The organism is Roseibium sp. (assembly GCF_965232425.1).
Taxonomy (GTDB): domain Bacteria; phylum Pseudomonadota; class Alphaproteobacteria; order Rhizobiales; family Stappiaceae; genus Roseibium.
The window spans coordinates 1,009,054-1,034,706 of sequence record NZ_OZ246971.1 but is presented as its reverse complement, the minus strand read 5'-3'; the positions used below and the strand labels follow the sequence as shown (position 1 = coordinate 1,034,706).

The window sequence follows — 25,653 nt, the reverse complement described above, 5'->3', positions numbered from 1 at the left end:
AAAGCTGGCTCAGGAGAGCCAGCCATCCTTCTTCAGGGCCTGATAGGTATCATCAAGGGTCTTTTCCGCCGTCTTGACGAGGACGTCGGCTTCCTCGTGGCTGAGCACCAGAGGCGGCGAAATGATCATGCTGTCGCGGACAGCGCGCATCACCATGCCGTTCTGGAACGAGATGTCGCGGCAGATCGTGCCGACCGTGCCCACGTCCGGGAACGCCTTTTTCAGATCGGTCTTGTCCGGCACGAGTTCCAGGGCGCCCATCAGTCCGGTCATGCGGGCTTCACCGACAAGCGGATGCTCGCCAAGCCTGCGCCAGCGCTCCTGAAGATAGGGTCCGATATCTGACTTTACGCGCTCAACGAGGCCCTCGCGTTCGATGATTTCAAGATTGGCAAGGGCGGCTGCCGCACAGACCGGATGGCCGGAATAGGTGTAGCCGTGGTTGAAATCGTCGCCCGCATTCATCAGACCTTCCGCGACGCGGTCGGACACGAGAACGCCGCCCATCGGCAGGTACCCGGACGTGAGGCCCTTCGCGATCGGCATCAGGTCCGGTTTCATGCCGAAATAGGTAGATCCGAACCACTCACCAAGGCGTCCGAAGCCGCAGATGACCTCGTCGGAGACAAACAGGATCTCGCGTTCGTCCAGGATCCGGCGCACTTCCGGCCAGTAGCTGTCCGGCGGAATGATTACGCCGCCTGCGCCCTGGATCGGTTCCGCGATGAACGCGCCGACATTGTCCTCGCCGATTTCGTCGATCGCCTCTTCCAGCTTGCGCGCCGCTTGGCGCCCGAAGTCCTCCGGGCTCATGTCCTGGCCTTCGCCGAACCAGTAGGGCTGGTCGATGTGATGGACGCCCGCCACCGGCAGGTCGCCCTGTGCATGCATCGCCTTCATGCCGCCCAGGCTCGTACCGGCAAGGGTCGATCCGTGATAGCCGTTCCAGCGGCCGATGATCACCTTCTTGTCCGGCTTGCCCATCTTGTCCCAGTACGTGCGGACCATGCGGAAAACCGTGTCATTGGCTTCCGAACCCGACGAGCAATAGAAGACGGTGTTGATGTGGTCGGGCGCGAGCCGCGCCAGCTTTTCCGACAGCGCGATCGCCGGCGGGTGCGTCGTCTTGAAGAACGTGTTGTAATAGGCAAGCTCGTTCATCTGGCGATAGACGGCATCGGCGATCTCGGTCCGCCCGTGGCCGACCTGGACGCACCACAGGCCTGCCATTCCGTCGAGGATCTTCTTGCCGTCGGAATCCGTGATCCAGACGCCATTGGCCGACGTGACGATGCGGCTGCCTTCCGCGTTCAGGGACTTCATGTCCGAGAACGGGTGCCAATGATGGGCGGCATCGATCTCCTGCAGGGCCTTTGTCGGGTAGATGTTGGAATGGGCCGTCATGGCATGAACTCCGGAAAGTGGGGAACGGATCAGACGTTGAGCAGGAGATATTCCCGCTCCCAGGCGCTGATCACGGACATGAAGGTTTCGAATTCTTCGTATTTGATCGCGCGGTACGTGGCGACGAAGGTCTCGCCGAACACCTCGATCATCTCTTCGGAAGTCTCGAACTGGGCAACCGCTTCCGGCAGGCCGCGCGGCAGCGATTTGGCAAGCTCCGTGCAGTCATCGCTCCGAGGCGCGTCCGGTTTGAGTTCGTTGACGATGCCGAGATATCCGCAGGCAAGGCTGGCGGCGATCGAGAGATAGGGATTGGCGTCGGATCCCGGAATGCGGTTCTCCAGCCGCCGTGCCTCCGGACTGGAATAGGGAACCCGCAGGCCGACGGTCCTGTTGTCGTAACCCCAGTAGACATTCACCGGCGATGTCGATGTCTTGGAAAACCGGCGGTAGGAGTTCACGAAAGGTGCCATTATGCAGGTCACTTTGGGCAGGTAGACCTGATGCCCGGCGATGAAGGACAGGAACGCCGGGGTCTCTTCACCGTTTTCGCCGGCGAAGATGTTCTGCCCCGTTTCCATGTCGATCACCGACTGGTGGATATGCATCGCCGAGCCCGGCTGGTGCGACATCGGCTTGGACATGAAGGTAGCGTACATGTCGTGCCGGAGGGCGGCTTCACGGATCGTGCGCTTGAACAGGAAGACCTGGTCGGCGAGGGCGAGCGGATTGCCGTGACGCAGGTTGATTTCCATCTGCGCGGCGCCTTCCTCGTGGATCAGCGTGTCGATCTCCAGACCCTGTTGTTCGGACAGGTCGTAGATATCGTCGATGAGTTCGTCGAACTCGTTCAGGGCGGAAATGGAATAGGACTGGCGTCCGACTTCGGGGCGGCCCGAGCGGCCCGTCGGTGGTTCGAGCGGGTAGTCCGGATCGGTGTTCGGCCGCACCAGGTAAAACTCGATTTCAGGTGCGATGACCGGTTTCCAGCCCTTGTCTTCGTAAAGCTTCAAAATGCGTTTCAGAACGTTGCGGGGCGCAGTCTCGACCGGGGCACCCTGGCGCGTATAGGCGTCGTGGATGAGCTGGGCGGTCGGATCGCTCTCCCACGGGACCGAGGTCAGCGTGCTGTAATCCGCCCGGAAATAGAGATCGCCGTCGGTCGGATTGTGCTGGAAACGGTCGTCGTCGTCCGGATAGTCGCCGGAAATCGTCTGCGCGAAGATGGACGCGGGCATGGTCATCACGGGCCCGGAGAAGAACTTCTCCACCGGCATCATCTTTCCGCGCGCAACGCCCGCGATATCGGGAACGATGCACTCGATATCCTCGATGTTGCGCGCATGCAGCCACTCGCGCGCCGCATCGCCGTCTGGCACGCCGCGCAAACTCTCGGCTGCATTGGGACGGGTGTTGGTCGGCGTCTGATCACTCACGAGAGGCTCCGGGGTCTTTTCAAGGTCTGGCAGGTTGGCCTGGGTCGGGACTTTCACACCGGCAAAGTGGACGCTGGCTGAGGTCCCGTTTGCAACGGCGTGGCTATTTTGTGATCACAAAATGACACGGACTGCAGGCCGGATCAACCACTTGTCGTGTTCTGGAGGATTTCCTTGCCGAGCAGCCCCATCCCGTCGGTGATGTCGCCGGAGATGGCAGCTCGCAGCGCCGACGCATCCTTCTGCTCGATCGCGCGGATGGCTTCCTTGTGCTGATCCACGAGATTGACCGTGCCCACGCGCCCGTAGACCGTGCGCATGAACGGAGCGAACTGAAGCCAGAGACTGTCGATGAGCGGAAGCAGGACCTGAGAACCTGACGCCGCGTAGATGTGAAAGTGGAAGGCGTGGTTGAGTTGCATGTAGGCTTCCGCGTCACCGCTGACGATACAGGCGTCGATCTCGTCGTCGATCCTGGTGAGTGTCTTGACGTCCTGCTTTGTCAGACTGAACAGTGCGCGTTCGGCGAGTTCAGGCTCCAGCAGAAGCCTGGCTTTCAAGACTTCGTCAAACCGCTCCGGCGTCATGTCCGGCACCTGGACGCGGCCGTTGCTTTTCACTTCCAGCGCGTTTTCGGCCGCGAGCCTCTGGAGAACTTCGCGCACCGGCATCGGACTGACGCCGAGTTCCGAGGCAAGTCCGCGGATCGTGACGGCCTTTCCCGGAATGAACTGCCCGGTCAGCAGGCCGGAACGGATCGCGGCGTCCACCTGTCCGCGTGTTGCCCCGCGCGTCGAAGGGGCCTCGGTGTCATTGCCCGTCGGGCTGTTTGTCAGAGCAGAATACCGGGCCGCCAACAGGGTCTCCCAACCATTACAAATTCTCAACACAAGCGATCCGCCTTGACAGGCTCACAGAAAGTGATCACATTTTTGGCAAGGACGCAAACGAAAGCTGAGAGCCGGGTGAAACGATGGGACCGGGCAACTCGGCTGAACCCAGGGGCGACAAGCGCGCTAGATGAACGAACTACCCCACCAGATACTGGAACATCCGGCGGAGCCCGGATGGAAGGTGGATTTTGACGCCTTTCTGGCTGAACATTCCGATCTCGACACGCTCGAAGTTGTCTTGCCGGACACCAATGGTGTTCTGCGCGGCAAGTGGCTGCCAGGCAAGGCCCTGAAAAAGGTCTTCGAACAGGGCGTCGCCTTTCCCTATTCGCTGTTCGGTCTCGACGTCTGGGGACGTGAGGTGGAAGCCACCGGCATGCATCTGGAAACGGGTGACAAGGACGGCGTCTGCTGGCCGATCCCGGAAAGTCTCAAGCTGGTGCCCTGGACCGAACGCAAGACGGCGCAGGTGCTTCTTTCCATGTATGACCGCGACGGAGAGCCGTTTCTGGCGGACCCGCGCCACGTTCTGGAAAACATGGTCGAGCGTCTGAAGTCCGAGTTCGGCGTCACCGCAACCTGCGCCTTCGAGCTGGAGTTCTACCTGTTCGAGGAAAGCGACGGCGACTGGACCGAGCAGCCCAAGCCGCTGTTTTCGACCCATCTCGGCCCGGCACGCCAGAACATGTATGCGCTGTCTGATCTGGAGGCGCTTCTGCCGGTGGTCGATGACCTGCGCAAGGCCTGTGAAGCGCAGGGCATTCCGGCTGACGCCGCGGTGTCCGAAGCCGCGCCTGGCCAGTTCGAATTGAACCTGCATCACCGACGCAACCCGCTGCTGGCCGCCGACGACGTGGTCCTGCTGCGCCGCCTGGTCGCCGGCGTTGCCCGCAAGCACGAACTCAAGGCCTCTTTCATGGCCAAACCCTTCGTGGAATGGCCGGGCAACGGCATGCATGTGCATGTCTCGATGGAAGATGAAAACGGCAATCTCTTTGCGGACCCCGACAAGGGGCCAGAGCGCCTCGGTTACGCCATCAACGGCCTGTTGAAGACCATGCCGGAGGCGCTGCTTCTGTTCATCTCGACCTTCAACGGGTTCCGTCGGATGCAGCCCGGGTCCTATGCACCCGCCTCGATCTGCTGGGGCTACGACAACAGGTCCGTCGCGCTGCGCGTGCCCGCCTCCAGCCCGGAAGCCGCGCGCGTGGAACACCGCATCGCCGGCGCGGATGCCAACCCCTACCTCGTGCTCACGGGAATTCTGGCGGGCATGCTGGAAGGGCTCGAGCAGAAAAAGGAACCGCCGGCACCGGTCACCGGCAATGCCTACGAAAAACGGAAGAAACGGCTGACGCCCTGGATGGACGAGGCCATTGATGCCTTCGAGGCTTCGAAACTGATGAAACGGGCCGTTGGGGCCGAAATGCACAAGGTGCTGACGGAGATCAAGCGGGAGGAACTGAACGAATTCGGGCGGGAGATTTCGTCGCTCGAACGGCAAACCTATCTTTGATGCATCTGGTGCCCAAAATCGACGCTGGACAAACAACCGGCGCGTCGCCAATGTTCAAACGAGAACAATGAACGAAACGGAAATGTCCGTTTACAATCAGGAACAAGGCCGAAAACGGCCATCGCTGAAACTCTGAAGGGGAGTTCTAAATGACTGTGAAGACTTTGTTGACGGGGGTCGCCGCCCTCAGTCTTTTGAGCGGCATCGCCAACGCCCAGGACCGGACCGTGAATGTCTATAACTGGTCCGACTATATTGATGAATCGATCCTGGAAGACTTTACCAAGGAAACCGGTATCAAGGTCGTCTATGACGTCTTTGACAGCAACGAGGTCCTGGAAACCAAGCTTCTGGCAGGTGGTACGGGCTACGACGTCGTCGTTCCGACCGGCACCTTCCTGGCCCGCCAGATCCAGGCAGGCGCGTTTACGGAACTCGACAAGTCCAAACTGTCCAACCTGTCGAACATGTGGAAGGACATCGAGCAGCGCGTCGAGAAATACGACCCGGGCAATGCCTACTCCATCAACTACATGTGGGGCACGACCGGCATCGGCTATAATGTCGAGAAGGTGAAGGAAGCTCTCGGCGAAGATGCGCCGGTCGACAGCTGGGACCTTCTGTTCAAGCCTGAGAACATCGAAAAGCTCAAGGATTGCGGCGTGTTCATGCTGGACGCTCCGACGGAAATGATCCCGGCCGCGCTGAACTATCTCGGACTGGATCCGGACAGCAAGGACCGCGGCGAGATCGAGCAGGCGGGCGAGCTTCTGAAGTCCATCCGCCCGAGCATCCAGAAGTACCATTCTTCCGAGTACATCAACGCGCTTGCCAATGGCGACATCTGCGTGGCTGTCGGCTGGTCCGGTGATGTTCTGCAGGCACGCGACCGCGCGGCGGAAGCCGACAATGGCGTGACCGTGGAATACGTGATCCCGAAAGAGGGCGCCCAGATGTGGTTCGACCAGATGGCGATCCCCGCCGACGCGCCGAACATGGAAGAGGCGCATGAGTTCCTCAACTACATCATGCGGCCCGACGTCATGGCAAAGGCCTCCAACTATGTCTACTACGCCAATGGCAACGAGGCATCCAAGGAGCTCCTCAATGAAGACGTGATCGGCGACACGGCGATCTACCCGGACGAGGAAACGGTGAGCAACCTTTACACCACCACCCCTTATCCGCCGAAGGTGCAACGGATCGTGACCCGCACCTGGACATCGGTGAAAAGCGGTCAGTGATGTGACGAAAAGAAACCAGGCCCCACCAACCGGGCCTGGTTTTTTGTTTTGTTCAAGTCTCTTAGGGGTGAGGGATTGTCGTGGCGAAAAAATCGATGGGACCGGTGCGCAGGGAGTTCAGTCCGTGGGAAAGCCCGGATCATCCGCCCTTCATCGAATTTCGGAACGTCACCAAGAAGTTCGGTGACTTCACGGCCGTGAACAACCTGTCCCTGAAGATTTACGAAAAGGAATTCTTCGCCCTTCTCGGGGGATCCGGCTGCGGCAAGACCACGCTGATGCGCATGCTCGCCGGGTTCGAGACACCGACCTCGGGACAGATCTTTCTCGACGGCCAGGACCTGGCCGGAATCCCGCCCTACCGGCGTCCCTCCAACATGATGTTCCAGTCCTACGCTCTGTTTCCGCACATGAATGTGGAAAAGAACATTGCCTTCGGACTGAAGCAGGACAGCATGCCGGCTGGGGAGATCGAGGCGCGTGTCGCGGAGATGCTGCGCCTGACCAAGCTGGAGCAGTTCGCCAAGCGCAAGCCGCACCAGCTGTCCGGCGGACAGCGGCAGCGCGTGGCGCTCGCACGCTCGCTGGCAAAACGCCCCAAGGTTCTGCTGCTCGACGAACCGCTCGGTGCCCTCGACCGGAAGCTGCGCGAGGAGACCCAGTTCGAGCTGATGGGGCTCCAGGAAGATCTCAAGATGACTTTCCTGATCGTCACCCACGATCAGGAAGAAGCCATGACCGTCGCGGACCGCATTGCGGTGATGGACAAGGGGGAACTGGTGCAGGTGGCCACGCCCTCGGAGATCTACGAGGCACCCAACTCGAAATTCGTCGCGGATTTCATCGGCGACATCAATCTGATCGAGGCCAAGGTTGCGGAGAAAAACGGATCGCTGACCCGGCTGGTCTCCGTCGTCGACGGCTTTGCCATAGAGTGCGACCAGGAGACGGAGGCGACTGTCGGCGACACGGTCTGGTATGCCATTCGGCCGGAGAAGGTCCGCATTGCGCACGGCGAGACGGAACCCGGTGTCGTCAACCAGATCGGCGGCATCGTCTGGGACATCGCCTATCTCGGGGATGTATCGATCATCCATGCCAAGGTGGGCGAGGATGATCACGACACCATCCGGGCAACCTTCGCCAACATCTCCCGCATGGTCGAGAACCCGATCAACTGGGACGACAATGTCGTCCTGACCTTCGACCGGGACGCCGGCGTGATCCTGACGCGATAGGAGGGCAGTATGGCAGATGACAACGTCGCCGCTCCGGTCAAGAAAAGCCTCGGGGGATGGCTGCTGATCGCCGTTCCCTACTTCTGGCTGTTTCTGTTTTTCCTGGCGCCTTTCCTGATCGTCATGAAGATTTCGCTGTCCCAGACGGCGATCGCGATCCCGCCCTACGTGCCCACCTTCGATCTGTCGGAAGGATGGCAGGCCTTCACCGAGAGCTTCGCCGAGTTTTCGTTCGAGAACTACGTATGGCTGACGGAGGACGCCCTTTACTGGAAGTCCTATGTCTCGTCGGTCTCCATTGCCGCCGTCTCGACTTTCCTGACGCTTCTGATCGGGTATCCGATCGCCTACGGCATGGCACGCAGTCCCCAGTCCTGGCGGCCGACGCTGCTGATGCTGGTGATCCTGCCGTTCTGGACGAGCTTCCTGATCCGCGTCTACGCCTGGATCGGCATCCTGAAGAACGAGGGCCTGCTGAACCAGCTGCTCTTGTCTCTGGGCCTGATCAGCGAACCGCTGGTGATCCTGAACACCAATGCCGCCGTCTATGTCGGGATCGTGTATTCCTACCTGCCGTTCCTCGTACTGCCGCTCTACGCCAGCCTTGAAAGGCTCGACGGTACCCTGCTGGAGGCAGCCGAGGACCTCGGCTGCCCGGCCTGGAAGGCCTTCTGGAAGATCACGGTGCCGCTGTCGCTCCCCGGCATCATCGCCGGCTGCTTCCTGGTGTTCATTCCCGCCGTTGGGGAATTCGTCATCCCGGACCTTCTCGGCGGCTCGAACACGCTCATGATCGGCAAGACGCTCTGGGTCGAATTCTTCAACAACCGGGACTGGCCGGTCTCCTCGGCGGTTGCGGTGATCCTGCTTCTGATCCTCGTCATCCCGATCGTGCTGTTCCAGAACCAGCAACAGAAAATGTCGGAGAAAGACGGATGACGCGCGGCCCGACCTGGTTCAACATCACCTCGCTGGTCCTCGGCTTTTCGTTCCTGTACCTGCCGATCGTGCTGCTGGTGATCTATTCCTTCAACGAGAGCCGGCTGGTCACGGTCTGGGGCGGGTTCTCGACCAAGTGGTACGCCTCGCTGCTGCAGAACGACCAGCTGCTCGACGCGGCCTGGGTCACCCTGCGCGTCGCCTTCACGTCGGCGTCGATCGCGACCGTGCTCGGCACGCTGGCGGCTCTGGTACTCGTGCGGTCCGGCCGGTTCATCGGCCGCTCGCTGTTTTCGGGCATGATCTTCGCGCCGCTGGTCATGCCGGAGGTCATCCTCGGCCTGTCGCTGCTGCTGCTGTTCGTGGCCATGGACACGGCGCGTGGTTTCTGGACGGTCATGCTGGCGCACACGACCTTTGCCATGTGCTACGTGGCGGTCGTCGTGCAGTCCCGCCTGGTCGGCTTCGACAAGTCCGTTGAAGAGGCGGCGGAAGACCTCGGCTGCCCGCCGGTCAAGACGTTCTTCCTGATCACGCTGCCGATCATCCTGCCGGGCGTCATTGCCGGCTGGATGCTGGCCTTCACGCTGTCGCTGGACGATCTGGTGATTGCAAGCTTCACCACCGGGCCGGGCGCTACGACGCTGCCGATGAAGATCTACTCCCAGGTGCGCCTCGGTGTGACACCTGAGATCAACGCCGTCTGCACGATCCTGGTGGCGTTCGTGACCATCGGCGTGATTGCGGCTTCACTGGCCACCAAGCGCCAGCAGATCCAGCGTGAACGCGATGAAAGGGCAGCCTTTGGTGCGGACAACTGACGTGAGGCGTCAACCGGCGCGCGGCGGGCGGATCAGGTAGAGCACCAGCCAGACGGGGACCACGATGAAGGCGCCGAGGATCATGTTCGGGACGGCCCAGTCCTTGAACTCGATCATGTAGATCCAGAGTTCCAGCGGGCTGAGACCGACGGATCCGAGAATGTCCTCCGCCGAGACATTGACGAAGGACAGCCCTGCACCCACGAGCAGGGAAAACACTGCGATCCTGAAAAGTGTCGACCAGAATGGATACACGGCGCCTGGGGTCTCTCGGTGCTCATCGATGGCGATAGGGCGACACGAACCGGTCTTCTGCGTCTCGCGTCGGCACGATGATTTTTCATCTTAAGACTTTAAAAACCATGAACACGGCTGAAAACGATCGGCGTTGCAGACCCGCCGGGCTTTGTCCTGGTGCGGTGCAACGTGTTTGAAACACGCAGAGAATGGTCTGCCGGTGTCGATTTTCATCCGCAAAATGGACCCCGGCAGCTCAAAAAAGAGGAGCGAAAGTGCGCCGTTTGTGCGTGCCTCTCCTTTTTCGCTGCAATGCGGCAAAGATCTCTTGACCGGGAAGAACCGAGCGGCGAATGTGCGCGTCACGCACCATGCGGTCTCAACTGGGAGTGAAACATGAACAAAATATATCCGGACGCAAAGGCCGCCCTGGACGGGCTGACCTTTGACGGCATGACTGTGATGGCCGGCGGATTTGGCCTGTGCGGCATTCCGGAGAACTTGATCATTGCGCTCAGGGAATCCGGCGCGAAGGACATCACCGCGATTTCGAACAATGCGGGTGTTGATGACTTCGGCCTTGGCCTTCTCCTGCAGACGCGTCAGATCAAGAAGATGGTCTCGTCCTATGTGGGTGAGAATGCGACCTTCGAAAAGCAATACCTGAACGGCGAACTGGAGCTGGAATTCAACCCGCAGGGAACCCTTGCCGAAAGAATTCGTGCAGGCGGTGCCGGCATCCCGGGTTTTTACACCAAGACAGGTGTCGGCACCCTGATCGCCGAAGGCAAGGAACACAAGGATTTCAACGGCGAGACCTACATCATGGAAACCGGTCTTGTGTCCGACGTGTCCCTCGTGAAGGCCTGGAAAGCCGACAAGGAAGGCAACCTGATCTACCGGAAAACCGCGCGCAACTTCAATCCGATGATGGCAACCGCCGGCAAGGTCTGTGTGGTCGAGGTCGAGGAGCTTGTCGAGATCGGTGAACTCGATGCCGACAACATCCACACCGCCGGAATTTTCGTCGACCGCATCATCGTCGGCGATCATGAAAAACGCATTGAAAAGCGCACGACGCGCGCAGCCTGAGGAGGATACATCATGGCCTGGACTCGTGATGACATGGCAAAGCGCGCTGCGCAGGAACTTGAAGACGGGTTCTACGTGAACCTTGGCATCGGCATTCCCACGCTGGTGTCCAACTACATCCCGGACGGCGTCCACGTGACGCTCCAGTCGGAAAACGGCATGCTCGGCATGGGTCCGTTTCCGACGGATGACGAAGTCGACGCCGATCTCATCAACGCCGGCAAACAGACGATCACCGAGCTGCCGCAGACGAGCTACTTCTCCTCTGCCGACAGTTTCGGCATGATCCGCGGCGGTCACATCGATCTGTCCATTCTGGGCGCCATGGAAGTGGCCGAAACCGGTGATCTTGCCAACTGGATGATCCCGGGAAAAATGGTCAAGGGCATGGGCGGCGCCATGGATCTGGTCGCCGGAGTGAAGCGCGTGGTCGTGATCATGGATCACACCTCCAAGGCGGGCGACCCGAAGCTCCTGAAGGAATGCACGCTGCCGCTGACCGGTGTGAAATGCGTCGACCGCATCATCACCAACTACGGCGTCTTCGACGTTGTCGAAGGCGGTCTCAAGGTTGTCGAACTGGCACCTGAGGTGAGCCTGGAAGAGGTCAGGGAAAAGACCCAGGCAACGATCGTCTGACGGACGTCGGAGCGATCCGCTGGATCGCAATGGGAAAGACGAAAACGCCCTCAACTGAGTTGAGGGCGTTTTTTGTGTGTCCGGCAGGCCGCCGCTGCAGATCCGCGCTATTCCGCTGCCTGACTTTCCCGGCGCTCGGCAATCGGGCGGATCGCTGGAAAGTCAGTATCGGTGAGGGTTTCCTTCGACAGCAGAAGACCAGCCCCCTCGTCGAGCTCTTGCCGGTGTTCGTTCAGGAGTTCCTTTGCCCGCGCAAAGGCAGTCTCGACACGCGCCTTGATCGCCAGGTCGATCTCGCGCTGAGTGTCGGGTGAAACCTCCGCCACATCGCCCGCGGGCTGGCCGAGGAAATTCTGGCGCTGCGTGGCATAGGCGCGATTTCCGAGACCGGCTTCCATGCCGTAACGCATGACCATGTCACGGGCGACTTCCGTCACCTTCTGCAGATCGTCCGAAGCGCCGGTCGAGATTTCGCCGAAGATGATTTCTTCTGCTGCCCGTCCGCCCATCAGGACGGCCATCCTGTTTTCCAGATCCTGCGTCGACAGGAGAAACCGGTCCTCGGTCGGGCGCTGCATCGTGTAGCCGAGCGCGCCGATGCCGCGTGGAATGATCGAAATCTTGTGCACCGGGTCGCACCCTTCCAGGTTGGCGGCGACGAGCGCGTGGCCCATTTCGTGAAAGGCCACGGTCTTGCGTTCCTTGTCGGACAGGATGCGGCTGCGCTTTTCCAGGCCCGCGACGACACGCTCAACGGCTTCGTTGAAGTCCTGCAGCGACACGGCCTCTGCCTGCCGGCGTGTTGCCAGGAGTGCGGCTTCATTCACGAGCGTGGCAAGATCCGCGCCGGAAAACCCGGCCGTCAGTTGCGCGATCTGGTCAAGGTCGGTCGCGGGGTCGAGCTTGATCTTCTTGATGTGGACTTCGAGGATCGCCAGGCGTCCCGACTTGTCCGGCCGGTCGACAAGCACCTGCCGGTCAAACCGGCCCGCGCGCAACAGGGCAGGGTCGAGGATTTCCGGGCGGTTGGTCGCGGCCAGCAGGATGATCCCGCTGGAAGGGTCGAAGCCGTCGAGTTCGGTCAGCAACTGGTTGAGCGTCTGCTCCTTCTCGTCATTGGTTCCCATCGCGCCGCTGGAGCGTGCTCGCCCAAGCGCGTCCAGTTCGTCGATGAAGATGATTGCAGGTGCCGACTTGCGCGCCTGCTCGAAAAGATCGCGGACGCGGGCCGCGCCCACGCCGACGAACATTTCCACGAACTCCGAACCGGATATCGAAAAGAACGGCACGGCTGCCTCACCGGCGACCGCCCGGGCCAGGAGGGTCTTGCCGGTTCCCGGAGGCCCGACCAGCAGGATGCCCTTGGGCACATGTGCACCGAGCCGCCCATAGGATTTCGGGTCCTTCAGGAAATCGACGACTTCCTTCAGTTCACGCTTGGCTTCGTCGACACCGGCCACGTTGTCGAAGCGCACGTCGACATCGGTCTCCACATAGACCTTCGCCTTCGACTTGCCGACGGTCATCATGCCGCCGATACCCTGCTTTTCCGCAATGCGCCGGATGAAGAACATCCACAGGCCGAAGAAAAGCAGCACGGGCAGCACCCAGGACAGGATGTCCCGGACGAAGGTGCTCTGGACCACACCGGTGAACTTGACGTCGTATTTGGTCAGTTCCTCGGCGAGCGGGATATCGACGCGCGTCGTCACGAAATACTGTTTGCCGTCCTTCAGGGGCTCCTTGAATTTCCCCTCGATGGTGTTTTCCCGGATCGAGATCTCCTCGATCTTCTTGTCCTTGAGATAGGTCTCGAACTGGCTGTAGGGGATCGCCTCGACCGTCTTGTAGGTGGTCCACCAGCTCTGGAACATGAGCACGAGCATCATGGCGATGAAGGCGTACCAGAGATTGATCTGATGTTTCTTTTCCATGCAAAAACCTGTCTCGAAAGCGATGCGGCCGATGCCGCCATTGGGACGATTTGGTTTCACCCTGTCAAGGTGCAGACGCGCACTGGCGTCAGGCGGCGGCTTGCGTCCGCTGCGACATCTTCGTGCGGAACGACGCCGCGCTCGACCGGGCCAGGTAGATCACGGGGATCAGGCCGACCAGAACGATGGCGAGGGACGGCAAAGCGGCTTCCTCGAAGGCTTCGCGCGAAGCCGCCTCGAAAACGGTCGTGGCCAGCGTTTCGAAATTGAACGGGCGCAGCAGGATCGTCGCGGGCAATTCCTTCATGCAATCGACAAAGCTGAGCAGCGCCGCCGACAAAAGGATCGGCTTCAGAAGCGGAATGTGAACCTGCGTGAGGGTCTGCCCGCTATTTCGTCCCAGAGTCCTTGCGGCCATGTCCAGGTGCGGCGTGATCCGCCCGAAGCCGCCTTCGACCTGGCCGTAGGAAACAGCGAGAAAGCGCACCACGTAGGCGTAGACGAGACCGGTGCCGCTACCGAGCAGAAGCAGCCCGGTCTTGATGCCGAAGGTGTCGCGCATCCAGGCGTCGAGCGCGTTGTCGAATGTCGCCAGCGGGATCAGGATCCCGATCGCAAGCACGGTTCCGGGGATGGCATAGCCGACCGATGCCAGCCTGACGGCTGCTTTAAGCGGGCCCTTGTTGTTGATCCGCAGGGCATAGGCAAGCGCGACGGAGATGACGACGGTGATCAGTGCGGCGATAGCGGCAAGGCTGAAGCTGTTCCAGACCGTTTCGAGGAATCCTGGGGTTAGCAGCGTATCGAGGCGCCTGCTGGCACGGTCCGCAAGCAGCAGGCCGGGGATCACGAACCCGAAGAGGATCGGCAGAAAGCAGACGGCAAAGACCAGGCCGGCCCTGAAGCCCGTCAGGGTAAAACGTGTCGGCGCCCGCTGTTTAGAACTGCCCCCCGCGTCGAAACGTTGCCTGCTCCGCCCGAGCCGCTCCAGCCAGATGAGCAGCAGCACCATCACGAGCATGGCGAGGGCAAGCTGCGCCGCACCACTCAGACTGGATCTGTTCAGCCATACATCATAGACGGAGAAGGTCAGCGTTCTGACGCCGAAGAAGGTCACCGCACCGATATCGTTGAGGCATTCCATCAGCGCAAGCGACACGCCGATGGCGATCGCCGGGCGGGCCAGGGGAAGCGCGATCCGGAAGAAAAGGCCGTAGGGGGACGCCCCGAGCGTCCGCGACACATCCAGCATCGACGCCGACTGGATCAGGAAGCTCGCCCGCGCCGTCAGGTAGACGTATGGGTAGAGGACCGCGCTCATCACGAAAACGGCGCCCCCCAGTGACCTGATTTCCGGGAACCAGTACTCGCGTGAGGTCTTGAATCCGAAGAGGGACCGGATCAGGCTCTGGACCGGGCCGGTATAGTCGAGGATCTCGATATAGGCGAAGGCGACGATGTAGGTCGGGACCGCGAGCGGAACGAGGAGCGCCCAATCGAGGATCTTGCGGCCCGGAAACGCACACATGGTGACGATCCAGGCGGTGCCCACGCCGACGGCTGCCGTAATGACGCCCACACCTGCCATCAGCAACAGGGTGGTCTGAAGCGAGCCGGGCAGAACGGTGCGCAGCAGCTGGCCCCAGAGATCACCTGTCGGACTGAGCGCGATCCAGACGATGGCAGCAATCGGCAGCAACACGAGCCCCGTGATCGCGATCGCGGCGATCTGCCAGAAACGGTCGGTCAGGGTAAGCGAGGGGGTGCGCAGCAAGTATAATCTGTTTGTTCGTGGTGGCTCGCGGAAACCTCTATCGGGAATCTGCACGGAATGCAAAAAGCGCCGCAGATTGCGGCGCTTTCGGCATTATCTTGTCGACGCGGTCAGGAGGCAGGCCCGTTGTCGAAACCGACCTTGTCGACGATCTCGCTGGCGGTCTTGCGGTTTTCGGCGATGTCGGCAAGGGAAAGATCATCCGGGTTCAACTCGCCCCAGCCCTTGACTCGCTCGGACACCTCGACGCCGGGCGTGACCGGGTATTCGAAGTTGGTTTCGGCATAAATCTTCTGCGCGTTGGCGGAGGACAGGAACTCGATCAGCTTGACCGCGTTGTCCTTGTTCGGTGCGTTCTTCGCCAGAACGATACCGGCCAGGTTGACATGTGTGCCGCGCTCGTCGGCATTCGGGAAGAGAATGCGAACGGACTTGGCCCATTCCTTCTGTTCCGGCTCTTTGTCGTTGGTTTCCATCTTGCCCATGTAATAGGTGTTGCCGATGGAAATGTCGCATTCGCCGGCGTAGATCGCCTTCACCTGCGCCCGGTCGTTCCCGGCCGGCTTGCGCGCCAGGTTGTCACGGACACCGGCAAGCCATTCCTCGGTCTTCTCCGCACCGTGATGGGCGACCATGGAGGCGATCAGGCCGATCGTGTAGACGTGCTGACCGGAACGGGTGCAGACGCGGCCCTTCCACTTCGGGTCGGCGAGTTCTTCATAGGTGATGCTGTCCTGGTCGACCCGGTCCCTGGAGGCGTAGATGATGCGGGCGCGGTTGGTCAGGCCGATCCAGTGGCCTTCCGGGTCGCGGAACTGTGCGGGGATGTTCTCGTTGACCACATCCGAAACGACAGGCTGTGTGATGCCGAGCTGCTTGGCGCCGTCCAGGCGGCCGATGTCGACGGTCAAGAGAACGTCGGCGGGAGAGTTGTCGCCTTCGGCCGCGATCCGTTCGCCGAGACCTTTGGACGCAAAGATCACGTTCGGCTTGATACCGGTTTCAGCCGTAAAGGCATCCAGCAGCGGCTGGATCAGGAATGGCTGACGGTAGGAATAGATATTGACCTCGTCTGCCGCGATTGCCGGCGCAGCGGCAAAGGTGACGGTGGTCATGGCCAGAACGCCGGTCAGGGCGCGAAGGGTGGAACGCATAGAACTCTCCCAGAGATCCGGTTGGTATGCCGCCCCGGCTGAAGCGCCGCAGCGATTGATGTGGAATATGTCGTCAGGGTGAAAAGAAGTCAATAAATATAATAAAATCAATACTTTAGAATGATTCAAAACTAACTGGAGTTTTTGGCTCCACTATAGTGTTCAAAAGGAAAGGGAAAACAGGAGTTTATGCCTCTACTTTTATTCGGAGCCACCCGCCGGCATATGCTTGCCATGCTGTTCACGAAAACGTGAACAGGACGTCTTTTCCGTTTCATTGAAACGGGAACCTACGGGGAGCGCGTCTCGCGCGCCGCGGACTGCGACCGGCGGCGCAAGAGGTTCGGTGGGCTTTATTCCGACAGAACCCGCTGGGTCGGGAAGACGATCTCGACAAGCGTTCCCTGGTCGGGCGTCGAATCGATATGGAAGCTTGCGCGGTTCGCTTCCACAAGCGCCTTGGTCAACGGCAGCCCGAGGCCGGTGCCGCCGCCGCGGCTGGAAGTGTGCAGCTGCCGGAACGGCTCCAGGGCTGCACTGAGCTGCTTCGATGTCATGCCGGTGCCCGTATCGCGAACCCGCAGCGCAACCTCGCCGTTGCTTTCCAGCGCCGTCGACAGGATCACCTGGCCGCCGGACTTGTTGTACTTGATGCCGTTGGACAGGAGGTTCAGCACGATCTGCCGAAGCGATCGCTGGTCGGCGACGACATCGGGCACGGAATCGGGAAGGCTGGCCCGGATGATGACGCGCTCCCTGTTCGCCTGCGGCTGCATCAGCGCGACGCACTCATTGATCACGTCGTTGGTCGAGACGGCCGTGAATTTCAGGTCAAGCTTTCCCGCCTCGATCTTGGACAGGTCCAGCAGATCGTTGACAAGGCTCATGATGTGAGATCCGGACGTGCGGATGTCCTTCAGGTAGTCCTTGTACCGGTCGTTGCCGATCGAGCCGAACCGCTCCTCCATCATGACTTCCGAAAAACCGATGATCGCGTTGAGCGGTGTGCGGATCTCGTGGCTGATCTTGGCCAGGAAATCCGATTTCTGGGAACTGGCGTTCTCTGCCTGGCGTTTGGCCTGGGTCAGTTCTTCCTCGGCGGTCTTCCACTGGGTGATGTCGCGCAGGACGGCACAGTACTTGGCATCGTCGTCCCGGTTGGTAATGCGGCCCATGGTCATGAACAGCGGAATGAGCCCGCCGGCCGGCACCTGTCCGAGAACCTCGCGGCCGTCATTCAGGATGCTGGCGACCCCGTTGCGCGACAATCCGTCGAGATAGTCCATGGCTGCGCGGTGGCTCTCGGGGGCCAGGTACTGGGTGAACGGTGCACCGATCATGTCGGCGCGGTTGGCGCTGAACAGCGCCTCTGCGGACCCGTTCACCTTCACGATCGTGCCATGCTGGTCGAGCACCAGCACACCATCGGTGGCGGTTTCCAGGATCGTGTCCATTTCGGCGATCTGGTCATGCGCATTGTCCAGCTCGGAGCGGACCTCGGCGAAAAAGTTGGGCGACGAGAGCGTCGGCGCCGCGGAGACCTGTTTCGTCTCGCGCTTGCTGATGGAAATCATCAGGCCGCGGGTGCCGTTCCAAGGAACGGAATGCATATGGGCGTCCACGGTGAGCACACCGCCGTCGGCAAGACGCACCTTCATGGCTTCGTCGACCTCGCCATCCACGCCGACGGCGTCGGCGAATTCATCGGTATCGTCGATGAAGAGCGCTTCGAGCCCGCCGGCCTCGGACAGCGCGGCAATGGATGTGTAGCCGAGCATGGAAAGAAGCGCCTTGTTGGCGTAAAGGACTTCCCGGTCGTGGACGATCGCAATTCCGATCGGCAGACGGTCGAGCAGGCTGGGATCGATCGGTCCGGCTTCCGGCACGTCCGGCGGCAGATCGCCCACAACGTCCGCGTCCTCCGGGTCCGGGGCTTCGAAGTCCTCCAGATCACCTTCGAGACGTGCTCCGAGCGCTTCAGCGATCTTGCGGAACGCCTGGCGTTCCGGGCGTGACAGGCCGGACGTATCGACCGGAACGACACGCGGACGCGCGGTCGCAAGCGGAATGACTTCACCGGTCTTACGGGTCGGCTCGGCCTCATCCGCAACAGCGCCTTCCGCTTCCGCGGCGCGCTCCTCGTGCTCGAAGGCGGCCGTTTCCTCGAAAAACTCGCGCTCTTCGTCGAGCGCGGGATCTTCCTCGGTCTCCGGCAGAAGGTCGGCGCTGGGCTGGTCGGTGTCTTCGTTTTCGTCGTCCGGAGCGCTTGACGGGTCTTCGCCGGTTTGCTCAGCGGCTTCTGCGACGGACGGCTCGTCCTGCACATCGTCCGATGAGAGCGCCGTGTCGTCTTCTTGTTCCGCAGGCGTCGCGTTTGCCTCAACGCCCGTTTCTTCAGAGGGACTGTCTTCGGAAGCGCCCAACGCGGGATCGGCCACTGCCTCGTCTGCAGTCGTTGCGTCGGCTGTCTCATCGAACAGGTCCGGCGAGCGGCGTTCCGGCGGTTTGTAGGATTTGGCCAGCGTCTTGACCGCTTTTTCGATTTCCGCAGGTTTCAGCGGAGCCGAACCGGCGATCCCGACCGGTTCTTCGGGTTCCGTCCCGTCGGCATCTGGTTCAGGCGCGCGCTCATCCGGCAGGTCTTCGTTTTGCTCGGAGACCGAAACTTCCGCGATGTAGTCTCCGTTTTCGTGGCTGAAAGCAGCCTCCGGGAAATCTGCCCCATCCTCGGCGGGCGACGCATCGCCTTCTGCCGCCGGTGCCGGTTCGGATACGTCTTCAGGACTGTGTTCGCCGCTTTCATCGGCAACCATGTCCGGGGCGGTCGCGTCATGCTCTTCCAACGGCGCCGGTTCGTCTCCGGTGGTTTCGCTGTCGTCAATCGCGGGCAGGTCGTCATCGAGACCGGCATCGAGAGCGGCTGCGGCGTTCTTCAGGTCTTCCGACAGGCTGATGTCTTCAGTCGGTATCTCTTGCGGGATATCATCCTGGTCGTTGGACGCCGCAGCGGCGGCAGGTGTCTTCTTGCCCTTGAACCTTGCAAGCGACCCGACCAGCGCCGCCGCGCTGGCTCCGAGGAAGGTCTTGCCTCCAAGGGAATCCGGTTTGGCGGGTGTCAGGTCTGCGGCGCTTTGTCCGTCTCGATCTTCATGACCCTCTCCGGAATTCTCGTCCGGGGACCCGGTCGGCTCTTCCTCCCGATGATCTGAAGAAGCGGCAGGTTCGTCCTGTGACGAGGAGACACGATCGGCGTCGCCCGTCTCTTCCGTGTCGCCCCGAGCTGCCTTGGCGTCGGGCTCTTCCAGGGCGCTCACGTCTTCTTCGGCGCCGGCGTCCGTGTCGCCGGAAACACCCAGGGTTTCTTCCGCAGCAGCGTCATCCATACCGGAGGCGGGAGATGGCTCCTGTGCGACCTCGTCTTCAAGGCTGTCGCCAGCGTCCGGTGTAGCGTCGTGTTCCGCACCTTCGGCATCCGGTTCGTCCGTCCCGGGCTCGACGAATTCATGCTGGCTTTCGTCCTGCTCGGCGCCGGTTTCTTCCCCTGTTTCGATTGCAAGTTCGCTCTCCGGCACATGGTCGCCGTGGTCTTCTTCTTCGCCGGCCGGTTCAATCGGGTCCGAAACGGCATCCGGCATGTCGGACGCATCTGCGTCGTCGTCCACGGACTGCTGCAGATCTTCTTCGGCTGCCGCGTTGTCGGGTGTTTGCAACGGCATGGGAATGAACCCGCTAGGATCCGGCACGGCGTCGGATGTCCGGCAGACACCGAAACCCCGGTATCCTTCGAATTTCCTGTTTCGGTCGAAGGCAGGCAAAGCGGCCAGGTCAACGGGAACGCGCAGCGCCGCTCCGGTCACGGGCCAGGCGACCGTCTTGCCGCTCCATGTGTCGCGTCTGTCCAGCGCCCTTGAAATCTGCTCGCGCGGATCGAGACCGAACGCATCGGACACGTCTTGCCAGGTGCATCCGACGATATCGGTGGCGTCAGGGCCGAGCACCTCGGCAAATTCGTCCGAGAGAAAGGTGAAGCGCTGGTCGACATCCATCTTCCAGGCAAACCGGACCGGCCGCCGCCGCGGTTGGAACACGAAATGTGCCTCGGAACCGTCCCCGGTCTCTTCCGCTTCGGTAGACGCCGCATCGTCGGCCGTTGCGGCCGCCGGCGCATCTTCGCCATCCGGTGCAGTCTGGTCTTCCTCCGCCGCGCCGCCAGCGTCTGCCTCCGGCCCGGCCGCAGTCTCCGCGCCGTCGCTCGCCACGTCCTGGGCCGTTTCGACGTCCGCATCATCTTCTGCCGCATCGGCGCGCGCGTCATCCGCTGCCATCTCTTCCTGCGCTTCGGCATCCGCGTCCGGCGTGTCTTCGGCGTCTTCTGCGTCGGCAAGATCTTCATCCTGCCGCGCGGCATCTTCCTGCGGTCCTGCGGACGCAGCGGTCTCTTCGACAGCGTCGAATTCTTCCGGTTCCCCGGGCTGTGTCTCAGCTGCGGTCTCAGTAGCATCCGTTTCGGTAGCGGGCGCTTCGTCCGGGACTGCGGAGGCAAGGGCAGGCGCGAGGGGTGCCGCATCTTCGAGCGCCGGGCCGTCTTCGCCAGGAAGATCCGTCTCGTCCGCATGGGTCTCTTCCAGAGCGTCATCACTCAGCACGTAGATCTGCGGTCCCGCGGGGATCTGCAGCATCCCGCCGTCATGGCTGCGGCCATTCAGTTCCAGGTGGCCGATCAGCACCTTCTGGCCTTCGGGCAGGCTGAGGGTCTCCGGCGTGCCTTCCAGGACACCGTGCGACTCGTCGGTCTTGCCCTCCGAAACCAGAAACACGGTCGAGCCCGCCGAGCGCAGAAGATGGGCAAAGGCCGGGATCGGCTCCTTGGTCAGGGCCAGTCCCTTGTCGCTGCACACGATCAGGGCCGCGGTCTCGCCGTCGCCCAGATCGACCCGCTTGCACTGGCAGGTCAGCAGCATGACCCGGAGGCCACGGTAGAACCGGAGCCGGTCGATGCTGAACCTGTCCGTCAGGCCCGACGCAGCGATGCGGGCGATATGCGGACGCGCAGGCGAGCGCTCCAGCGCGGTCAGTGCATAGACATCAGCGACGGACTGCGCGGAAAAAAAAGCGGCGCCGGCGGCGTTCGACCACAGGATCCGGGAGCCATCGGCAGACCACAGCCAAGCCGCCCGCTTGTCGGCGGCAAGCTGGACCAGATCATTCATGGCACACAGTTCCAGGAACGATTGGGTCTGATTGTCCATGGTGTTGCTCCGATGGTCGGCGATACCGAATTTTGGCGAGGCTGTTTCCAATTTGCCTGCGTGCATAAACACTCTGTTAATACAAGCAAAGCTTAGCGTCGTCCATGTAAAGCAAGTTTGCTAAAGGACTTACATGAAGGCGTGGTTAATCTGTCCCCATTTGTTTGCCGGATTGCCATCTGCATGTTACGAATTTTTGGCAAGGTAATTACTGAGAAGAGGCGGACGGGCCCGTCCGTCATCCGAGGAGCGCTGACATGAGCACTGACAAGACCGGTTTTGAAGTCCCCGAGCAAATGCGCGAATTCGCGGAAAAGAGCGTCGACCAGGCGCGCAAGGCGTTCGACGATTTCATGGGCGCCACGCACAAGGCCGTCACCAATGTCGAAGACAGCGCCAACGCCGTGCAGGCGGGCGCGGCCGACGTCAACAAGAAGGCGCTGACTTACGCGGAAGAGCATGTCAACGCGGCCTTCAAGTTCGCACAGGAACTGGTCAAGGCCGACAATGTCGAGGACATGATGAAGCTGCAGCAGACCTACCTCCGCGGTCAGATGGAAGCCCTCGGCGAGCAGGCGCGCGAATTCTCCAACTCGGCCACGAAGGCCGTTCAGGACGCCGCAAAGGCCGCCCAGAAGAAATAGGCGCCACGCGCCGGGCGGTGTCTCACGCGCCGGCCCTGTGGCCTGTTTCTGGACCTGCCAGTCACCCGGGGCCGGTTGCCGCTGGCTCCGAGCCGGGTGTGGCGCAATAGACCTTGTGTCTCCGGGAGCAGCGATCAGCCCGTCCGAAGCGGACGCGCGCAGGGACCGGTCGCCCCCAGCCTTTCAAAACTCCAGCCGGACCCAACGGAAGTTTTATTGTGCAGTGCAAAAAAATATTGCAATGCAGCAAAAGATGCACTATGTAGGGTCTGCGGATGACGACAGGGTTCGCCGGCGACACGATCCGGCGGATTGAATTTGCACCAGTGATCGCATCCGGACACAAGGAGATGAGATCATGACAGAAGCAACCACGACTGCAAAAGCTGCTCCCAAGAGCCGCGCAACCAAAGCCAAGGCCGCTCCGGCTGCTGCACCGGCTTTCCCGGATTTCGAAGCCTTCGCCATGCCGAAAATGGAAGTTCCGGCTGCATTCCGCGAAGTCACCGAAAAAGGCATCGAGAGCGCACGCGAAGCATACGCAAAGGTCAAGACCGCTGCTGAAGACGCGACCGACCTGATGGAAGATACGTTCGAGACCTCCCGCCAGGGCGTTGTCGAGTTCAACCACAAGGCTGTCGACGCTGCAAAGACCAACGCCGATGCGACCTTCAACTTCATCAAGGACATCATGTCCGTGAAGACCGTTGCTGAAGCCATCGAACTTCAGTCCACGTTCGCACGCCAGCAGTTCGACGCTCTGAGCGCGCAGACCAAGGAAATGCAGGAGCTGGCCACCAAGCTCGGCACCGACGTTTCCGCTCCGGTCAAGGAAGCGATGGAAAAATCCTTCAAGGACATTAAGGTCAACTGATCAGGTTGCGCCGCACATCGGATGCGGCACGCTATTCGGCCCGGGGTTCTGCCCCGGGCTTTTGCTTTTCAACAACCCCGTTTTTCCGAAAATTCGCGCTTGCCTGCAATGGGAAACGGGTTTAGAAGACGCCCTTGCAAATGGCGTCCCGGGCGAGTATCGTCCGCGCCACTTCAAGACCTTTGCAGACGTAGCTCAGTTGGTTAGAGCGTCGGATTGTGGCTCCGAAGGTCGGTGGTTCGAATCCACTCGTCTGTACCATTCCCAAAAAATGTCTACTGCTGTTTGAAGAGACCCTGCGTGTTTGCCGTGCGGGCTGCGCACGACCTGTTGCCGCGCACCTGAGCGGGTAGAGCCGGCCCGCAATCCCCGCTTCACGCCTTCCGGAATGCGCGGAAGAACACCACGATGCCGAGGATGACGAGAAAGATTCCTGTCGCCAGAATGAAAAGCGGGCCGGCGATGCCGAAATCGGCCTTGACCAATTCGTACTTCTCGTTGCCCAGTTTCATCAGCGCCGAGGCGGAATACACGCAGACGATTGAAATGGCGATGTTTGACAGTCTCATGGTCAGCGAACCCGTTTGTGGAAGAATGGGTTCTTCTAACAGTCAAGCGTTTGGTCCAGCTTAGTGCACTCGTTAAAATTGCAGATATTGACAGCGGCATGGCCTGCCGTCCTCATGGACCAGAGGGGGCAGCGACGTTAAAGGCCGTTCAGCGCAAAGCCCTCGTCGTCAATCGAGGAAAAGCCGCATGACCGCCGCACCGACCCTTTCCACCCGCCTGAAACGCCTGCCCGGACAGCTGCTGCTCGCCGTCATCAACGCGACGGCCCTTCTCGTCATTGTCGCGTGCGTGCTGGTCATCGTGGTGCTGAACCGCGTCGATCAGGCGAGCGAGCGGATTGCCGGAACGGTCACCGAGGCCGCGCTCTCAAAGCTGGAGATGACGCCGGCGGCGCTGAAGGAGCGCCTGCAGTCGGTTGACGGCAGAGTTGCCGCGCTTGTCGGCCAGCTGGAAACGGCCGGGGTCCGCGATGATCGCGCCCTGACCATGCAGGTCGCGGAATTGAACCGCACCTTGAGCGGTCTGAAGGCGGCAGCGGACAGACTGGGCTCTGCCGGCCCGGACATAACGGAGGCGGCCTTCAGGCAGGCCGGCGAGACCCTCACCGAAACGCTCCTGTCCGTCCGGGGCTGCAATGCCGTGCAGACGGACGCGCCACCGCAAGGCTGATGATGAGGATAGCCCCGATTGTCGGAGCACGGCGAACAGGCCGGGTCTCCGAAGCCTAGCCCTGGAAGACGTCCGCCCATTCGGGATGTTTCTGCCGTTGCGCGTTCACGTAAGGGCACAGCGGAACGATCCTGATCTGTTTTTCGCGCGCATCCGTGACAAGACGTTCCACCAGCGCCTTGCCGACACCCATGCCGCGCATGGCGTCGGGCACGCCCGTGTGGTCGGCGATGATCAGGTGATCGTTGACGATGGAATATGTCAGCTCCGCGGGTTCCTCGATGCCGTCGATCAGCGCGACGTAACGTCCCTTGGCGCCCTGGCGCTCTTGGGTGATGGATGGAGAAGACGTTCCGGACATTCCTGCCTCCTGGTGCGAGCCCCCGCTCGTCAAGTCTACGGGTGGTCTCCCCGGCCCGGATCAGTTTGAAACGGGCAGGGGAGACCGGGATATCGGTGTAATTGGCCGGGAGATCAGGGAGGGAAATCCCTCCCTGACACTAGGCAGTCAGGTCGAAAAGCAGAAATTCTGCGTTTTCCTGCGCGGCCAGATTGATCGTGCCCGCATCGAGAAGGCCAAGCCCGTCACCGGCGGCAAGCGCCTGGCCGTCGACGCTGATCTTACCCTTGACGATCTGCAGCCAGACCTTCCTGCCGGGCTTGATGTCGAAGGCAACGCTCTTGTCTGCGGTAAGAAGCGACGCATAGAGGTCCACATCCTGATGGATGACCACGGACCCGTCGCGCCCGTCGCGCGAGCCGATCAGCCGGAGCGTGTCCTGGCGCTCGTTTTCCGCAAACGCCTTCTGCTCGTAGCTTGGCGTGAGGCCGTCGGCCTCCGGCACGATCCAGATCTGCAGGAAGTGCACGGGCTCCGTGGCCGAGTGGTTGTACTCGCTGTGGCGCACGCCGGTGCCCGCGCTCATGCGCTGAAGGTCGCCCGGACGGATCACCGAACCGGTCCCGAGCGAATCCTTGTGCTCCAGGCCGCCGGAGACGACATAGGAGATGATCTCCATGTTCTGGTGCGGATGGGTCGGAAACCCGCCGGACGGCGCGACCCGGTCCTCGTTGATCACGCGCAGGGCGCCGAAGCCGATATGGTTCGGATCGAAATAGGAGCCGAACGAAAACGTGTGCTTGCTTTTCAGCCAGCCGAAATCGGCATCGCCGCGGGCGTCCGACGGACGTAAGATCTGGTTCATGTGTCAATCCTTTCCCAACTGTTGCACGGGCGTACCGTGCGCTGTTGGGCCTAAGATCGTTATGAAAGCATGTTCTGACAATCGCCTGGAAATTTGACGATTAGTCATCGATTTTTGAACA

21 protein-coding genes and 1 tRNA gene are annotated in these 25,653 nt (G+C 61.1%); 11 read left to right on the top strand and 11 right to left on the bottom strand.

The window, feature by feature from the left end; translation table 11 throughout:
- Nucleotides 1-9 precede the first annotated feature (9 nt).
- The 3 genes from ACO08A_RS04775 to ACO08A_RS04765 all read right to left on the bottom strand — a co-directional run bounded on the left by ACO08A_RS04775 (nucleotide 10) and on the right by ACO08A_RS04765 (nucleotide 3,697).
- Complete coding sequence (locus ACO08A_RS04775; protein WP_422040061.1) at nucleotides 10-1,404, bottom strand: aspartate aminotransferase family protein; 1,395 nt, start codon at nucleotides 1,402-1,404, stop codon at nucleotides 10-12.
- Nucleotides 1,405-1,433: 29 nt separating this feature from the next.
- Nucleotides 1,434-2,840: a glutamine synthetase family protein gene (locus tag ACO08A_RS04770; protein ID WP_422040060.1), complete on the bottom strand. Its 1,407-nt coding sequence runs from the start codon at nucleotides 2,838-2,840 to the stop codon at nucleotides 1,434-1,436.
- Between the two features lie 143 nt (nucleotides 2,841-2,983).
- Nucleotides 2,984-3,697, bottom strand: a complete 714-nt coding sequence (locus ACO08A_RS04765) for a GntR family transcriptional regulator (RefSeq protein ID WP_422040059.1) — start codon at nucleotides 3,695-3,697, stop codon at nucleotides 2,984-2,986.
- Between the two features lie 163 nt (nucleotides 3,698-3,860).
- On the opposite strand from ACO08A_RS04765, the gene ACO08A_RS04760 reads away from it, so the two are divergent.
- From ACO08A_RS04760 to ACO08A_RS04740, 5 genes are all read left to right on the top strand, one after another.
- Nucleotides 3,861-5,249 carry a glutamine synthetase family protein gene (locus ACO08A_RS04760; protein WP_422040058.1) on the top strand — a complete coding sequence of 463 codons (1,389 nt, stop codon included), beginning with the start codon at nucleotides 3,861-3,863 and terminating at the stop codon, nucleotides 5,247-5,249.
- Between the two features lie 149 nt (nucleotides 5,250-5,398).
- Entirely contained in the window at nucleotides 5,399-6,493 is a 1,095-nt protein-coding gene (locus ACO08A_RS04755; protein ID WP_422040057.1) for a polyamine ABC transporter substrate-binding protein, read from the top strand.
- A gap of 95 nt (nucleotides 6,494-6,588) precedes the next feature.
- Nucleotides 6,589-7,731 (top strand): ABC transporter ATP-binding protein, encoded by a 1,143-nt coding sequence (locus ACO08A_RS04750; protein WP_422041714.1) that lies wholly within the window; start codon nucleotides 6,589-6,591, stop codon nucleotides 7,729-7,731.
- A gap of 9 nt (nucleotides 7,732-7,740) precedes the next feature.
- Nucleotides 7,741-8,670, top strand: a complete 930-nt coding sequence (locus tag ACO08A_RS04745) for an ABC transporter permease subunit (protein ID WP_422040056.1) — start codon at nucleotides 7,741-7,743, stop codon at nucleotides 8,668-8,670.
- Nucleotides 8,667-9,491, top strand: coding sequence for an ABC transporter permease (locus ACO08A_RS04740; RefSeq protein WP_422040055.1), 825 nt, complete (start codon nucleotides 8,667-8,669; stop codon nucleotides 9,489-9,491). Before ACO08A_RS04745 ends, ACO08A_RS04740 begins: the two co-directional genes overlap by 4 nt.
- 9 nt (nucleotides 9,492-9,500) lie before the next feature.
- Here ACO08A_RS04740 and ACO08A_RS04735 read toward each other — a convergent pair whose 3' ends face one another.
- The gene (locus ACO08A_RS04735) at nucleotides 9,501-9,746 is read right to left on the bottom strand and encodes a DUF6460 domain-containing protein (protein ID WP_306141131.1); all 246 of its coding nucleotides are present in this window, start codon (nucleotides 9,744-9,746) and stop codon (nucleotides 9,501-9,503) included.
- A gap of 378 nt (nucleotides 9,747-10,124) precedes the next feature.
- On the opposite strand from ACO08A_RS04735, the gene ACO08A_RS04730 reads away from it, so the two are divergent.
- Nucleotides 10,125-10,820 (top strand): CoA transferase subunit A, encoded by a 696-nt coding sequence (locus ACO08A_RS04730; protein ID WP_422040054.1) that lies wholly within the window; start codon nucleotides 10,125-10,127, stop codon nucleotides 10,818-10,820.
- 12 nt (nucleotides 10,821-10,832) lie between these two features.
- Nucleotides 10,833-11,459: a CoA transferase subunit B gene (locus tag ACO08A_RS04725; protein WP_422040053.1), complete on the top strand. Its 627-nt coding sequence runs from the start codon at nucleotides 10,833-10,835 to the stop codon at nucleotides 11,457-11,459.
- 107 nt (nucleotides 11,460-11,566) lie between these two features.
- Here ACO08A_RS04725 and ftsH read toward each other — a convergent pair whose 3' ends face one another.
- The 4 genes from ftsH to ACO08A_RS04705 form a co-directional block, all read right to left on the bottom strand.
- Nucleotides 11,567-13,393 carry an ATP-dependent zinc metalloprotease FtsH gene (gene ftsH, locus ACO08A_RS04720; RefSeq protein ID WP_422040052.1) on the bottom strand — a complete coding sequence of 609 codons (1,827 nt, stop codon included), beginning with the start codon at nucleotides 13,391-13,393 and terminating at the stop codon, nucleotides 11,567-11,569.
- A gap of 88 nt (nucleotides 13,394-13,481) precedes the next feature.
- A complete protein-coding gene (locus ACO08A_RS04715; RefSeq protein ID WP_422040051.1) occupies nucleotides 13,482-15,167 on the bottom strand; it encodes an ABC transporter permease in 1,686 nt (561 codons plus the stop codon).
- 110 nt (nucleotides 15,168-15,277) lie between these two features.
- Nucleotides 15,278-16,321 (bottom strand): Fe(3+) ABC transporter substrate-binding protein, encoded by a 1,044-nt coding sequence (locus ACO08A_RS04710; protein WP_422040050.1) that lies wholly within the window; start codon nucleotides 16,319-16,321, stop codon nucleotides 15,278-15,280.
- A 353-nt stretch (nucleotides 16,322-16,674) separates the two neighbouring features.
- Nucleotides 16,675-21,570, bottom strand: a complete 4,896-nt coding sequence (locus tag ACO08A_RS04705; protein ID WP_422040049.1) for an ATP-binding protein — start codon at nucleotides 21,568-21,570, stop codon at nucleotides 16,675-16,677.
- 257 nt (nucleotides 21,571-21,827) lie between these two features.
- Here ACO08A_RS04705 and ACO08A_RS04700 point away from each other — a divergent pair, with 257 nt between their 5' ends.
- The 3 genes from ACO08A_RS04700 (at nucleotide 21,828) to ACO08A_RS04690 (ending at nucleotide 23,349) form a co-directional block, all read left to right on the top strand.
- Nucleotides 21,828-22,214 carry a phasin gene (locus tag ACO08A_RS04700; protein WP_421981521.1) on the top strand — a complete coding sequence of 129 codons (387 nt, stop codon included), beginning with the start codon at nucleotides 21,828-21,830 and terminating at the stop codon, nucleotides 22,212-22,214.
- A gap of 358 nt (nucleotides 22,215-22,572) precedes the next feature.
- Nucleotides 22,573-23,088, top strand: a complete 516-nt coding sequence (locus tag ACO08A_RS04695) for a phasin (RefSeq protein WP_422040048.1) — start codon at nucleotides 22,573-22,575, stop codon at nucleotides 23,086-23,088.
- Between the two features lie 184 nt (nucleotides 23,089-23,272).
- A tRNA-His gene (locus tag ACO08A_RS04690) sits at nucleotides 23,273-23,349 on the top strand.
- A 113-nt stretch (nucleotides 23,350-23,462) separates the two neighbouring features.
- On the opposite strand, the gene ACO08A_RS04685 is transcribed toward ACO08A_RS04690, so the two are convergent.
- On the bottom strand, nucleotides 23,463-23,657 hold the full coding sequence (locus ACO08A_RS04685) for a hypothetical protein (RefSeq protein WP_422040047.1): 195 nt from the start codon (nucleotides 23,655-23,657) through the stop codon (nucleotides 23,463-23,465).
- Between the two features lie 187 nt (nucleotides 23,658-23,844).
- On the opposite strand from ACO08A_RS04685, the gene ACO08A_RS04680 reads away from it, so the two are divergent.
- Complete coding sequence (locus ACO08A_RS04680) at nucleotides 23,845-24,327, top strand: hypothetical protein (RefSeq protein ID WP_422040046.1); 483 nt, start codon at nucleotides 23,845-23,847, stop codon at nucleotides 24,325-24,327.
- Between the two features lie 55 nt (nucleotides 24,328-24,382).
- On the opposite strand, the gene ACO08A_RS04675 is transcribed toward ACO08A_RS04680, so the two are convergent.
- A complete protein-coding gene (locus ACO08A_RS04675) occupies nucleotides 24,383-24,688 on the bottom strand; it encodes a GNAT family N-acetyltransferase (RefSeq protein WP_422040045.1) in 306 nt (101 codons plus the stop codon).
- A gap of 139 nt (nucleotides 24,689-24,827) precedes the next feature.
- Complete coding sequence (locus ACO08A_RS04670) at nucleotides 24,828-25,532, bottom strand: pirin family protein (protein ID WP_422040044.1); 705 nt, start codon at nucleotides 25,530-25,532, stop codon at nucleotides 24,828-24,830.
- Nucleotides 25,533-25,653 lie beyond the last annotated feature (121 nt).

Bases quoted from the DNA above. Each gene is read 5' to 3' on its own strand.
- ACO08A_RS04775 (WP_422040061.1), bottom strand. From the start codon at position 1,404: ATGACGGCCCATTCCAACATCTACCCGACAAAGGCCCTGCAGGAGATC.
- ACO08A_RS04760 (WP_422040058.1), top strand. From the start codon at position 3,861: ATGAACGAACTACCCCACCAGATACTGGAACATCCGGCGGAGCCCGGA.
- ACO08A_RS04755 (WP_422040057.1), top strand. From the start codon at position 5,399: ATGACTGTGAAGACTTTGTTGACGGGGGTCGCCGCCCTCAGTCTTTTG.
- ACO08A_RS04750 (WP_422041714.1), top strand. From the start codon at position 6,589: ATGGGACCGGTGCGCAGGGAGTTCAGTCCGTGGGAAAGCCCGGATCAT.
- ACO08A_RS04745 (WP_422040056.1), top strand. From the start codon at position 7,741: ATGGCAGATGACAACGTCGCCGCTCCGGTCAAGAAAAGCCTCGGGGGA.
- ACO08A_RS04740 (WP_422040055.1), top strand. From the start codon at position 8,667: ATGACGCGCGGCCCGACCTGGTTCAACATCACCTCGCTGGTCCTCGGC.
- ACO08A_RS04730 (WP_422040054.1), top strand. From the start codon at position 10,125: ATGAACAAAATATATCCGGACGCAAAGGCCGCCCTGGACGGGCTGACC.
- ACO08A_RS04725 (WP_422040053.1), top strand. From the start codon at position 10,833: ATGGCCTGGACTCGTGATGACATGGCAAAGCGCGCTGCGCAGGAACTT.
- ftsH (WP_422040052.1), bottom strand. From the start codon at position 13,393: ATGGAAAAGAAACATCAGATCAATCTCTGGTACGCCTTCATCGCCATG.
- ACO08A_RS04710 (WP_422040050.1), bottom strand. From the start codon at position 16,321: ATGCGTTCCACCCTTCGCGCCCTGACCGGCGTTCTGGCCATGACCACC.
- ACO08A_RS04705 (WP_422040049.1), bottom strand. From the start codon at position 21,570: ATGGACAATCAGACCCAATCGTTCCTGGAACTGTGTGCCATGAATGAT.
- ACO08A_RS04700 (WP_421981521.1), top strand. From the start codon at position 21,828: ATGAGCACTGACAAGACCGGTTTTGAAGTCCCCGAGCAAATGCGCGAA.
- ACO08A_RS04695 (WP_422040048.1), top strand. From the start codon at position 22,573: ATGACAGAAGCAACCACGACTGCAAAAGCTGCTCCCAAGAGCCGCGCA.
- ACO08A_RS04685 (WP_422040047.1), bottom strand. From the start codon at position 23,657: ATGAGACTGTCAAACATCGCCATTTCAATCGTCTGCGTGTATTCCGCC.
- ACO08A_RS04680 (WP_422040046.1), top strand. From the start codon at position 23,845: ATGACCGCCGCACCGACCCTTTCCACCCGCCTGAAACGCCTGCCCGGA.
- ACO08A_RS04675 (WP_422040045.1), bottom strand. From the start codon at position 24,688: ATGTCCGGAACGTCTTCTCCATCCATCACCCAAGAGCGCCAGGGCGCC.
- ACO08A_RS04670 (WP_422040044.1), bottom strand. From the start codon at position 25,532: ATGAACCAGATCTTACGTCCGTCGGACGCCCGCGGCGATGCCGATTTC.